Source organism: Sphingomonas sp. P3_C5, assembly GCF_056402635.1.
The window spans coordinates 144,670-158,589 of the sequence record NZ_JBFUHA010000002.1; the positions used below are offsets into that span (position 1 = coordinate 144,670).

4 protein-coding genes are annotated in these 13,920 nt (G+C 65.5%); 3 read left to right on the forward strand and 1 reads right to left on the reverse strand.

The genetic code is table 11. The features are described from left to right. Nucleotides 1-7: 7 nt before the first annotated feature. From AC1DVS_RS06895 to AC1DVS_RS06905, 3 genes are all read left to right on the forward strand, one after another. Nucleotides 8-1,660 (forward strand): inorganic phosphate transporter, encoded by a 1,653-nt coding sequence (locus AC1DVS_RS06895; RefSeq protein WP_478021544.1) that lies wholly within the window; start codon nt 8-10, stop codon nt 1,658-1,660. Nucleotides 1,661-1,884: 224 nt separating this feature from the next. After that, nucleotides 1,885-11,445 (forward strand): hypothetical protein, encoded by a 9,561-nt coding sequence (locus AC1DVS_RS06900; RefSeq protein WP_478021546.1) that lies wholly within the window; start codon nt 1,885-1,887, stop codon nt 11,443-11,445. Between the two features lie 636 nt (nt 11,446-12,081). Further along, a complete protein-coding gene (locus tag AC1DVS_RS06905; RefSeq protein ID WP_478021547.1) occupies nt 12,082-13,386 on the forward strand; it encodes an MFS transporter in 1,305 nt (434 codons plus the stop codon). Here AC1DVS_RS06905 and rsmD read toward each other — a convergent pair. Next, nucleotides 13,383-13,919: a 16S rRNA (guanine(966)-N(2))-methyltransferase RsmD gene (rsmD, locus tag AC1DVS_RS06910; RefSeq protein WP_478021548.1), complete on the reverse strand. Its 537-nt coding sequence runs from the start codon at nt 13,917-13,919 to the stop codon at nt 13,383-13,385. The two genes, AC1DVS_RS06905 and rsmD, sit on opposite strands and share 4 nt — an antisense overlap. Nucleotide 13,920: the final 1 nt, after the last annotated feature.

Genomic DNA, 13,920 nt, shown 5'->3' on the forward strand with positions numbered 1-13,920 from the left:
TCGGGTCATGGCAACAACCTATTCTGCGCGCCCCGAGTCGGCCGCGCGCGCATCGAACGGGCCGCGGCTCGACACGTCATTGCCGGCTGCCGGGCGCTGGGCGTTCCTGGCGGTGCTGGTGGGCGCGTTCGCCTATGCCGGCTTCAGCATCTTCGTGGACACGAGCCAGGTCGGCGAGACCATGGCGACCGGCGTGTTCCTGTTCCTCGGGCTCGCGCTGCTGATCGCGCTCGGCTTCGAGTTCGTGAACGGCTTCCACGACACCGCCAATGCGGTGGCGACAGTGATCTATACGCATTCGCTGCCCGCGCCGGTCGCGGTGGTGTGGTCGGGCTTCTTCAACTTTCTCGGCGTGATGATGTCGAGCGGGGCGGTGGCCTATTCGATCGTCACTCTGCTGCCGGTGGACCTGATCCTGCATGTCGGCAGCAATTCGGGCTTCGCGATGATCTTCGCGCTGCTGCTGGCGGCGGTGATCTGGAACCTCGCGACCTGGTTCGTCGGGCTGCCCAATTCCTCCAGCCATGCGCTGATCGGCTCGATCCTCGGCGTCGGCCTTGCCAACCAGCTGCTCTCGGCGAGCACCAACGGAACCTCGGGCGTCGACTGGGCGCAGGCTGAGAAAGTGCTGTCGGCGCTGCTGTTCAGCCCGCTGGTCGGCTTTGTCGGCTCGCTGCTCCTGCTGCTGATGATGAAGCTCGTGCTGCGTAACCCGAAACTCTACCGCGAGCCGGTGGGCAACGCGCCGCCGCCTCGCGGCATCCGCGCGACGCTGATCGCGACCTGCACCGCGGTTTCCTTCTTCCATGGCAGCAATGACGGGCAGAAGGGCATGGGGCTGATCATGCTGATCCTGATCGGCTGCGCGCCGACTGCCTATGCGCTCAACCGGACGGTGCCCGCGAGCGCCACGCCCGCCTTTGTCCAGACCGCGACGGCTGCCGGGAACGCCTTTGCCGCGCATGGCGGCGATGCGGTGGTGGCGGATCTGCCTGAGGCACGCGCTGTGCTGACTCGTGCGCTCGAAGCGCGGCAGGCGGCCAACCCGACCGTCTACACCGCGATCGGTTTGCTCTCGCGCGATGTGAGCCAGCGAATCGGCAATTACGGCTCGCTCGGCAATGTGCCGGCCAAGGCGACGCCGAACCTGCGCAACGACATGTATCTGGTGCTCGGCACGGCCCAACTGGTGGTGAAGGACAAGGTCGCGGCCGCGACCTTCTCGCCCGGCGAGCTGAAGGCGATCGGCGCGTACCAGAAGGGCCTGGAGCAGGGCACGCGCTATATCCCGCTCTGGGTGAAGATCATCGTCGCAATCGCGCTCGGGCTCGGCACGATGATCGGCTGGAAGCGAATCGTGGTCACCGTCGGCGAGCGAATCGGCAAGAGCCACCTTACCTATGGCATGGGCGCCTCGGCCGAGCTGGTCGCCGCGGTTACCATCATGCTGGCCGATCAGTTCGCGCTGCCGGTTTCGACCACGCATATCCTGTCGAGCGGGGTTGCCGGTGCTTCGGTGGCGAACGGATCGGGCCTGCGGGCGCGGACGATCACCAATATGGCGCTGGCCTGGGTGATGACGCTGCCGGCGGCGATGCTGCTCTCGGGCGGGCTCTACTGGCTGTTGCTGACCCTGCTGGACGGGTTTGGCGCGCGATAACCCTTTTATAGTCCCATTTAGGCCCCTCCACGCGACCAATCGACGCCAAATCGGGTTGACATGAGCCGGCGTTGCAGGGATAGGGACCGCAAAATAAAGGACATAGCTTCGGCTTGATCCGGGGTCGCACCAAACTCTGCAATATAAAGGGCAGGTCCATGGTGTGCACGCAAAATCTCGCTGGTCTCTCGTCTTCAAGCGCTGGGCAGGCCTCCACGAAATCGATGCTACGGAGGAACCTGCGCTCGCAGGCGAGCCGCCTTGCGCTGCGCTCCACCATCGGCCTTGCGGCAGTTGCCGCTGGCGTGACCCTGCTGGCACCAGGCCAGGCCTGGGCTGATTGCCTTGTCGCTGGCGCCACCGTCCAGTGCGACAACACAGTCACCACCGACACGACAAACCCGGCGAACCCGCCCGTTGACCGCCATTATCAAATCCCGGTCGCCACCCCGATCATCGTCACGGTCGATCCGGGGGCGACGGTCAGCGGCAATGGTCTTGCCTTTACGAATCCTGGCACCGGCGGCGTCACCGTCACCAACAATGGCACGATCAGCGTCGATGCCGGCAACACGCCGACGTCGGGCGGCACAGCAGCCCTGGCGATCTCCGCAGCCGGGGGCCCGATCAGCTACACGGGCGGGAGCATCATCAACAACGGCAACGGTAACGCGTTCGATGCCAGGCAGACCGGCGGGGCCGGTTCGATCAACATCAACGTCTCCGGCGCTCTCACCGCGGCGACAGGCGAAGGCGTTACCGCCCGCGATGTCGGGACCAGCACAGGGATCAGCATCACGACGGGCGCGATCACCGCGCTGACGGCGGGCAAGGACGGCATCGACGCGCAGAGCCAGTCGCTGACCGGTGACATCACCGAAGTCGCGAATGGCAACATCCAGGCCGGCAATGCCGGCATGGTGGCCGCGGTTCTCAATGCTGCTGCGACCGGCGCTATCAATGTGACGGCCAACGGTGCGATCGACGCGCGGTTCGGCGTCGACGCCGAGAATTTCGGGTCGGGCAACACCTTTGTCACCACGGTCGGCCCGGTCAATGTGACCAACGGCAACGGCATCTTCGCGCTGACGACCGGCGGGCATGTCATCGTGAATGCGGGCGATGTCACCTCGGTCAGCAACACAGCGATTATTGCCCAGCAGACCAAGGTCGCCGGTGCTGGCCTGGTCGGTGTGACCGCGGGCAATGTCTCGGGCACGACCGGTATCGACGTACATAACTTCGGCACTGGAGACACCGGCATCGTCGCCAACGGCACGGTGACTGGCACTGTCGCCGAGGGCATCAAGGTCGTCGGCAACGCCGGCGTCTTCGTGTCGGTGAACGGTGTGGTGACCGGCGCGACCCGCGGCCTTTCGCTGATCGGCGGAACCGGCGGCGGCGGCGAAATATTTGTGACCGGCATCGGTGGATTCGTCGGCGGCAGCGGCGATGCGGCGAACATCAAGAATAACGGCACGGGCGGCGTCACGGTCAACGTCTCGGGCGCGAGCAGCTCGGCTGGCGGCGAAGGCTTTGTCGTTCGCGACACCGCGAATGGCGGCAATATCAGCGTCACCACTGGCGCGATCACCGCGCTGACGGCGGGCAAGGACGGCATCGACGTCCAGACCCAGTCGGCCGCCGCCAGCATCACCGAAGTCGCGAACGGCAACATCCAGGCCGGCAATGCCGGCATGGTGGCGGCGATTCTCAATGCCGCGAACACCGGCAACATCGATGTGACCGCCAATGGTTCGATCGACGCGCGGTTCGGCATCGACGCGGAGAATTTCGGGTCGGGTTCGACCAATGTTGCCACGGTTGGCCCGGTCAATGTGACGACCGGCAACGGCATCTTCGCGCTGTCGACCGGCGGCAATGTCATCGTGAACGCGGGCGATGTCACTGCGGCCAGCAACACCGCGATCATCGCCCAGCAGACCAAGGCCGCCGGTCTTGGCGTGGTCAATGTGACCGCGGGTAATGTCTCGGGCACAACGGGCATCGATGCGCATAATTTCGGCGCCGGCTCTATCAGCATCCTCGCCAACGGCACGGTGACCGGCACCTCCGCCGAAGGCATCAAGGCGATCGGCAATGGCGCCGTGTTCGTGACGGTCGGCGACACCGTAACCGGCGCGACGCGCGGCCTGTCGCTGGTCGGCGGGACCGGCGGCAGCGGCAACATCCTGGTGAACGGCACCGGCGGGTTCGTCGGTGGCACCGGCGATGCGGTCAACATCAAGAACGACGGCAGTGGCTTTATCATAGTCGATATCTCGGGCGCGAGCAGTTCGGCTGGCGGCGAGGGCATCTTCGTTCGCGATACGTCGATCGGCGGCAGTATCAACGTCACTACCGGCGCGGTGACCGCGCTGACGGCGGGCAAGGACGGCATCGACGTCCAGGCCCAGTCGCTGACCGGCAACATCACTGAAGTCGCGAACGGCAATATCCAGGCGGGCAATGCCGGCATGGTGGCGGCGATTCTCAATGCCGCGGCGACCGGCAATATCAGTGTGACCGCCAATGGTTCGATCGACGCCCGGTTCGGCATCGACGCCGAGAACTTCGGATCGGGCAACACCTTTGTCAACACGGTTGGTCCGGTCAATGTGACGACCGGCAACGGCATCTTTGCGCTGTCGACCGGCGGCCATGTCACGGTGAACGCGGGCGATGTCACGTCCACCGGCAACACCGCGATCATCGCGCAGCAGACCAAGGTCGCCGGCACGGGTGATGTTGTCGTCGGCACCACGGGCAATGTCTCGGGCACGACCGGCATCGACGCACACAATTTCGGCTCGGGCCTGGTCGGCGTCGTCGCCGGTGGCACGGTGACCGGCACTTTCGCTGAGGGCATCAAGGCGAACGGCAACGCCGGCGTGACCGTGACGGCCTTCGACACAGTGACCGGAGCGACGCGCGGCCTTTCGCTGATCGGCGGGACCGGCGGTGCGGGCGACATCCTGGTGAATGGCCCCGGCGGGTTCGTTGGCGGCACCGGCGATGCGGCCAACATCAAGAACAACGGTTCGGGCACGGTCACGGTCGCCCTCGGGGGCGCGAGCAGCTCGGCGGGCGGCGAAGGTTTCGTCATTCGCGACACCGCGGCCGGAGGGGACATCAGCGTCACCACGGGTGCGGTCACAGCGCTGACGCTGGGCAAGGACGGCATCGACGTCCAGACCCAGTCGCTGACCGCCAATGTGACCGAGGTCGCGAACGGCAACATCCAGGCCGGCAATGCCGGCATGGTGGCCGCGATTCTCAATGCCGCAAGCACCGGCAATATCGATGTGACCGCCAATGGGTCGATCGACGCGCGGTTCGGCATCGACGCCGAGAATTTCGGGTCGGGCTCGACTAGTGTCAACACGGTTGGTGCGGTCAATGTGACGACCGGCAACGGGATCTTCGCGCTGTCGACCGGCGGCAACGTCTCGGTGATCGCGGGCGATGTCACCTCGACCGGCAACACCGCGATCATTGCTCAGCAGACCAAGGTCGCGGGTACGGGCTTGGTCGGTGTGAGCGCGGGCAATGTCTCCGGCACGACCGGTATTGACGTGCATAATTTCGGCACGGGCGACATCGGCATCGCCGCCACCGGTACGGTCACCGGCACCGCGGCCGAGGGCATCAAGGCAATCGGCAACGCCGGCGTGGCTGTGTCGGTGAGTAACACCGTAACCGGCGCGACGCGCGGCCTGTCGCTGGTCGGCGGGACCGGCGGCACCGGTAACATCGGGGTGATCGGCACGGGCGGGTTCGTCGGCGGCACCGGCGATGCGGCGAACATCCTCAACAATGGTTCGGGCACTGTCTTCGTCGATATCTCGGGCGCGAGCAGCTCGGCTGGCGGCAATGGCATCTTCGTTCGTGATACCGCGGCGGGCGGCGACATCAGCCTCACCACGGGCGCTGTGACCGCGCTGACGCTGGGCAAGAACGGCATCGACGTCATTACCGGGTCGACCACCGCCAATGTGACCGAGGTCGCCAACGGCAATATCCAGGCCGGCAATGCCGGCATGGTGGCGGCGATCGTCAATGCCGCGGGTACCGGCAATATCGATGTGACCGCCATGGGGTCGATCGACGCGCGGTTCGGCATCGATGCCGAGAATTTCGGCTCGGGCTCGACCAGTGTCAACACGGTCGGTCCGGTCAATGTGACCAGCGGCAACGGCATCTTCGCGCTGTCGACCGGCGGCAATGTCATCGTGAACGCGGGTGATGTCACCTCGACCGGCAACACCGCGATCATCGCGCAGCAGACCAAGGTCGCCGGCGCAGGCGTGGTTGACGTGACCGCCGGCAATGTCTCGGGCACGACGGGCATCGACGCGCATAACTTCGGCACGGGCGAGATCGCCATCGTCGCTAATGGTACGGTCACCGGCACGGCGGCCGAGGGCATCAAGGCGATCGGCAATAGCAACGTGTTCGTGACGACCACCGGCACGGTGACCGGCGGGACGCTCGGCTTGAGCCTGGTCGGCGGGACCGGCGGCACCGGCGACATCTCGGTGATCGGCACGGGCGGGTTCGTCGGCGGCACCGGCGATGCGGCGAACATCCTCAACAATGGTTCGGGCACTGTCTTCGTCGATATCTCGGGCGCGAGCAGCTCGACCGGCGGCAACGGCATCTTCGTTCGCGATACCGCGGCGGGCGGCGACATCAGTGTCACCACGGGCGCTGTGACTGCGCTGACGCTGGGCAAGAACGGCATCGACGTCATTACCGGCTCGACCACCGGCAATATAACCGAGGTCGCCAACGGCAACATCCAGGCCGGCAATGCCGGCATGGTCGCGGCGATCGTCAATGCCGCGGGTACCGGTGAAATCAACGTGACCGCCAATGGCTCGATCGATGCGCGGTTCGGCATCGATGCCGAGAATTTCGGCTCGGGCAACACCCTGGTCACCACGGTCGGTCCGGTCAATGTGACCAGCGGCAACGGCATCTTCGCGCTGACCACCGGCGGCCATGTCGTGGTGACCGCAGGCGATGTGACTTCGAGCGGCAACACCGCGATCATCGCCCAGCAGACCAAGGTCGCGGGTACGGGCCTGGTCGGCGTGAACGCGGGCAATGTCTGGGGCACGACGGGCATCGATGCGCATAACTTCGGCACGGGTGACATCGGCGTCAACGCCAACACAGTCACTGGTACCGTCAACGAAGGCATCAAGGCGGTCGGCAACGCCAGCGTGTCCGTGACGGCCACCGGCACGGTGACCGGCGGGACGCGCGGCCTGAGCCTGATCGGCGGGACTGGCGGCACCGGCAACATCTTTGTGTCCGGCACCGGCGGGTTCGTCGGCGGCAGCGATGATGCGGCCAATATCCTCAACAACGGGTCTGGCACGGTCACAGTCGATATCTCGGGCGCGAGCAGCTCGACCGGCGGCAATGGTATCTTTGTTCGCGATACCGTAGCGGGCGGCGACATCAGCGTCACCACGGGTGCGGTGACCGCGCTGACGCTGGGCAAGAACGGCGTCGACGTCATTACCGGGTCGGCCACCGGCAACATAACCGAGGTCGCGAACGGCAACATCCAGGCCGGCAATGCCGGCATGGTGGCGGCGATCGTCAATGCCGCGGGGACCGGCAATGTCGAAGTGACCGCCAACGGCTCCATCACCGCCCGGTTCGGCGTCGATGCCGAGAATTTCGGCACGGGTCATACCTATGTCACCACGAATGGCGCGGTTAATGCGACCAGCGGCAATGGCATCTTCGCGCTGACCCATGGCGGCGACATTGTGCTGAGCGCAACCGATGTCACCTCGACCGGCAACACCGCGATCATCGCCCAGCAGACCAACGTTGCCGGCGGCGGCGGGATCTTCGTGAACGCGCACAATGTGTCGGGCACGACGGGCATCGATGCGCATAACTTCGGCACGTTCGACATCAGCACCGTCACCACTGGCACGGTCACCGGTACAACGGCTGAAGGCATCAAGGCGGTCGGCAACGCTGGCGTATATGTGGCGGTAGGCAGCACAGTGACCGGCGCGACGCGCGGCCTGAGCGTGGTCGGCGGCACCGGCGGTACCGGCGACATATGGGTGCACGGCCCCGGCGGGTTCGTCGGCGGCACTGACGACGCGGCGAACATCCTCAACAATGGCGCGGGCGCGACCACGGTCAATATCTCGGGCGCGAGCAGCTCGACCGGCGGCAACGGCATCTTCGTTCGCGATACAGCGATTGGCGGCAACATCAGCGTCACCACCGGCGCGGTCACCGCGCTGACGGCGGGCAAGAGCGCCGTCAATGTCATCTCCTCCTCGCTCGCCGGCAATGTCACGGTCGTCGCCAATGGCAACATCCAGGCGGGCAATGCCGGGATCGTAGCGGCGCTCGTCGGCGCGGCTGCCACCGGCAATGTGAAGGTGACCGCCAACAATACGCTCACCGCCCGGTTCGGCATCGACGCCGAGAATTTCGGGTCTGGCTCGACGAACGTCACCACCGTCGGCCCGGTCAATGCGACCACCGGCAACGGTATCTTCGCGTTGACCACCGGCGGCGCGGTCGTGGTGAACGCGGGCGCTGTCACCTCGACGGGCAATACCGCGATCATTGCACAGCAGACCAAGGCCGCTGGTGCCGGCGCGATCAATGTGACCGCGGGCAATGTCTCCGGCACCACGGGCATCGTCGCCCTCAACAGCGGCAGCGGTGCGATCAGCATCACCGGCAACGGCACGGTCACCGGTACGGCGGCTGAGGGCATCCTGGCGACCGGCAATCGTGCGGTCGCCGTGACGGCCGCCAACACCGTTACCGGCGCGACTCGCGGCCTGAGCGTGATCGGCGGAACCGGAGGCACCGGCAACATCACCGTGACCGGCACCAGTTTCGTCGGCGGCACCGGCGATGCAGTGAACATCCTCAACAATGGCACCGGCAAGACCACCGTCACCGTCTCTGGCGCGACCAGCTCGACCGGGGGCAACGGCATCGTTCTTGCCGATACCGCCCTTGGCGGTGGCATGAGGGTCTCAACGGGCTCGGTGACCGCGCTGACGGCAGGCATGAACGGCGTCTATGCCGTTTCCAACTCGTTGACCGGCAACGTGCTGGAAGTTGCCAATGGCAATGTCCGGGCGGGCAATGCCGGACTGGTGGCAGCGATCCTTCCGGCCGCTGCGACCGGCAATGTCGATGTGACCGCCAATGGGTCGATCGACGCGCGGTTCGGCGTGGATGCGGAAAACCAGGGCCTGGGCACCACCACGGTGACCACGGTCGGACCGGTGACGGCAACCACCGGCGTGGGTGTTTATGCAATCACGCACGGCGGCGCGGTCTCGGTAACGTCGGGCAGCGTCTCGTCAACCGGCACTACGGCCATCTTCGCATCGCAAACCGCGGCAGCCGGCGCCGGCGCGGTCGGTGTGACCACGAGCGGTTCGGTCAGCGGCACGACCGGCATTAGCGCGCAGAATTCCGGCTCGGGCTCGACGACCGTAACCACAACGGGTCCGGTCACCGGGACCACCGGCAACGGCGTCTTCGCGACGGCGAATGGCGGCAACGTCAAGGTGACCACGGGCAGCGTGTCCTCGACCGGCACCTCGGCGATCGTTGCGCAGAACGTCGCTGTCGGGGCCAATACCGGCACTATCGATGTGACGCTGAACGCTGGTGGCACCGTGACCGCCAACACGGCCGGTGCCTATGGGATCTATACCCACAGTGGCCAGTCCTCGGGCACGACAACCATCAATGTGAACGGCACCATCCATGCTGGCGCGGTGGGCGTTGCCAGCGTCTCGACCTCCGGCAATATCGTTACCAACATCAGCGCGACCGGTGCGATCGATCCGGTGATCGGCATCGATCAGCTGACCATCTCGGGCGCCCTCAGCGTGAATAACGCCGGCCTCGTCCAGGGCGACAATATCGGCGTAAGGCTGAAGTCGGTCGGCAATGGCGTGGCGGGTGCCCTCACGGTCGCCCAGACCAGCACTGGCAGGATCAGCAGCGTCGTCGGCGTTGACCTTATCAGCATCAACGCAGGGCTCGTCGTCAGCAATGCGGGGCAGATCACCGCGACCGGGACCGCCATAAGGATGACCTCGACCGGCACAGGTGCCGGCACGATCCTCAACTCCGGCACGATCACCGGCGGCACCAACGCAGTGCTCGCGACGCTCAACAACACCAGCTTCACGCTGAACAATGTGGGGACGGTGAACGGCGCGCTCAACGTGAGTGGCTCGAATGTCGCAGCCTCGACGGTGACCAACGCGGCGGGCGCCACGATGAACTTCGGGTCAGGCGCATCGAGCGTCTCCGGAAACTTCGTGAACGCCAGCTCGGCCAATATCGGGGCTGGCGGCTCGGTCCTCTTCGCCGGCAACACCAATAATTCGGGCCGGATTACCTTTGCCGGGGCCGGGACCTTCACCACCAATGGTGCGATGACCAATACCGGGATCATCAACGCTCAGAACAATATCACGAGCAATGTGGTCACGGTCGGCGGCGCCTACACCGGCGGGGGTCAGTTCTTCGCTGATTACAGCACTTCGACGGTCACCGCCGATCACCTCAATATCGGCGGTGCTGCCTCGGGCAACACCAATGTGACGATGAACCTGGTCGGCCCGCGCGCCTTCGTCTCCGGCGGCTTCCTGCCGGTGGTGACGGTGACGCCAGGTGCGGCCGCCACTGCCTTCACCTCGAACACGGTGTTCCCGACAACCGGGCTCATCCTCGAGAGCTTCGGGCAGAATCCGAGCAGCAACAAGCAGTTCGGCCTGATCCAGCAGATCAACCCCGAAGCGGCTATCCTGGGCGGCCTCTCCTATGTCGCCGAGGCAGCGTCCGCGACGCTCGACGATCCGATCAGCCCCTATCTCAGCGAGCGGGCCAATCCGTCAGCGGGCGACAAGCGGTTCAGCCTGTGGATGCGGGGCGCCGGGGGCCATACTCGCGAGACGATCGCCTCGACCTTCACCGGGGGCGGTGTCGTCGTGAACGGCTCCAACGAAGTGCGCACTCAGCATATGGCGATGACCGTGGGTGCCGATCTGGGCCTGCTCAACCTCGGCGGCCACGGGTGGAACGTCCATGTCGGCGTGCTGGGTGGCTGGTATAACGGCCGGGCCGACGTTTCGAACGCTCAGCAGCTCCGGGTCGAGACGCCCTTCCTGGGTGCCTATGTCGCGGCCGGCAACGGTGCCTTCCAGTTCGACGGCACCCTCCGCAAGGAATGGCGTCATTACAAGGTCGTCCTGCCGGTGCTGTTCGGCCCTGGCGCCCCGCAGAAGCTGAACGGCGACGCAACGGCCGGGTCGGTCCACGCCTCGTACCGGTTCGGCAAGGGCGGCTTCGGCGCGACGCCGTTTATCGGCTTCAACTATGCCGACAGCAGCATCGACAGCCTGCCGATCGACGCGATCAGCGCCTATATCCCAGGCGGTGACAAGACCGAGACGGGCGAAGGCGGCCTGCGCATCTCCTATCGTGCCGGAACCGATGCGAAGGTGGTGGTCGAACCCTTTGCCAGCGTCTCGTATCTGAAGAACTGGTCACGCGGTGACAGCGCGGCGTTCACCTTCGGTACGCCGGTGACAAACTTCGCGCTCGCGACGACGACCTGGGACAATGCAGTTCGCTACTCGGTCGGCGTCACGGCCAAAGCGAAGGATGGTCGCGTTACTGGCTTCCTGGTCGGCAACGTCAATGACGGCTCGGGGCTGCACAGCTTCAGCCTGAACGCCGGGGTGCGCTTCAACTTCTGACGAGGCGCGATACGCCAAGGAAAAAGCGGTGGGTGATCGGGTGCGATCATCCGCCGCTTTTTTCGTTTCGGGATGGAGGCGCGGCTCGGGCAGTCTGGGGGGAGGCCACGATGGGGGGACGAGCTCGGGACCGGCCATCAGTTCTCGTCCAGCCCGTCTCTCCCCGGACGGTGCCGCGATTCAACCGCATCGCTGGATCGGCCATAGATTAGGCATGGACCGAACTGGCGTTTCCTATCGTCTCGTCTCCGATGCTGTGCACGGCGCTGCGCACGGTGCTTGGGCGGCGCATTTTCCCTGTTATTCCCTGTTAATTCCCTGTTCCGCGGCGGGTAGAGCGATGGTGAATTCAATAAGCATCTGTAAAGTCGTCAGAATTATGGAAGTCCCAATGAGGGTGGCGCCAAGAAAAAAAGAAAATTCCCTGTTGATTGCCGCGGAACAGGGAATTCAGCGCCGCGACGACGCGCGATCGAGCTGGCGGGCAGCGATCGCTCGCATTGTGAAGATGATCGAGCGCACGACTCGCACGCAACGCTCGTGGTTCTGGCACCCCTCCCGAAATTGGGAGTGCTGGTTGAATGGGCGCGTGCACGATCCGCTTTGCAAGCCGCTAACGATCGTTATGGTACCGGCATGAGCGCCGCCGCCACCGCACCGCATTCGATGTCCTCCCATCGCCGCGTATTGCTCGCGAGCCTGGTCGGCACGGGGATCGAATTCTACGATTTCTATATCTATGCGACCGCTGCCTCCCTGGTGTTCGGCAGCCTGTTCTTCCCTAGCGTATCGCCCGCCGCGCAACAGATGTTCGCCTTTGCGACTCTGGGTGTCGCGTTCGTAGCCCGGCCGGTCGGCTCGCTGGTGTTCGGCCATTTCGGCGATCGGATCGGGCGCAAATCGACGCTGGTCGCATCGCTGCTGACGATGGGCGTCTCGACCACTTTGGTCGCCTTCCTGCCGACTCATGCGAGCGTCGGTTGGATCGCGCCCTTTGCACTTTGCGTGTTGCGTTTCGGTCAAGGCTTCGGGCTTGGCGGCGAATGGGGTGGGGCGGCGCTGCTTGCTGTTGAAAATGCGCCGCCGGGCTGGCGCGCGCGGTACGGCATGTTCCCGCAACTCGGCGCGCCGGCGGGGTTCATCGCCGCCAACGGGCTGTTCCTGCTGCTCGGCATGTGGCTGACGCCCGATCAGTTCCGCGACTGGGGCTGGCGCATACCCTTCGTGCTGAGCGCCTTGCTCGTGGGTGTTGGGCTGTGGATCCGGCTGAAGCTTTGCGAGACGCCTGAGTTCGCGGCATCTTTGTGCGAAGCGCCGCCGCCGCGCGTGCCGCTGGTCGAGCTGCTGCGGCTGCATCCCGGGGCGCTGCTGGTCGGGACATTGGGTGCGGTCGCGTGCTTCGCTCTCTATTACATCACGACTGCCTTCGCGCTCGGTTACGGCACCAAGACGCTCCATTATGGCATGCAGCAATTCCTCGGCGTGCAGCTCGGTGCGATCCTGTTCATGACAGCCGGGATCATCGGTTCGGCCTGGCTGGCGGACCGGCGCTGGGATGAACGCCGCGTGCTGATGGGCGGATGCGTTGCGACGATCGGCGCCGGGTTCCTGATGGCGCCGCTGATGGGCAGCGGCTCGTTGTTCCTGGTGTTCGTCTTCCTGTCGCTGTCGCTGTTCCTGATGGGCTTCGTCTACGGCCCGCTTGGCGCGTGGCTGCCCAGCCTCTTCCCGCCCAGAGTGCGCTATACGGGCGTGTCGATGGCGTTCAACGTGGCAGGCGTACTCGGCGGTGGCCTGACCCCGATGATCGCACAGGCGCTCGCGACGTGGCGCGGGCTCGCGCCGGTCGGGATATATGCGAGCGCGGCTGCGCTGCTGAGCCTGGTGGCTTTGCTGATGGCGGGACGGCATTCCCCTCCCGCTGGCGGGAGCGGAGTTTAAGCGCGCCGCAACAACGTGATCTTGCCCTTGCCGTGGACGCGCTCGACCTCGGCGGTGAAGCCGTCCACCTCGACCGTTTCATTCTTGGCGGTCTCGATGCTGATCCAGGTCGCTGTATCCGCCCATCCCAGCCGGCCGAGCTTGTCGAGCGCCACCGCGCCCGCGCCGGTGCCGTAGGGCGGGTCCATCAGGATCAGGTCATAGGCTTTGGTCGCGGGCGGCAGCGCAAGCACTGACTGGGCACGGACATCGGCCTTCGCGCCGAGCTTGGCGATATTGGCCTTGAGCGCATCGACCGCGGCGCGATCCTGCTCGACAAAGACGCAGCTTGCCGCGCCGCGCGACAGCGCCTCGAGGCCAAGCGCGCCCGAGCCCGCGAACAGATCGGCGACCGCGAGTTCCTCGAAGCTGCCGAGGCGGCTCGCCAGCATCGAGAACAGCGCCTCGCGCATCCGGTCAGCGGTGGGGCGGGTAGCGTCGCCCTTGGGCGCGATGATGGGTCGGCCACGCCATTGGCCGGCGATGATGCGCATG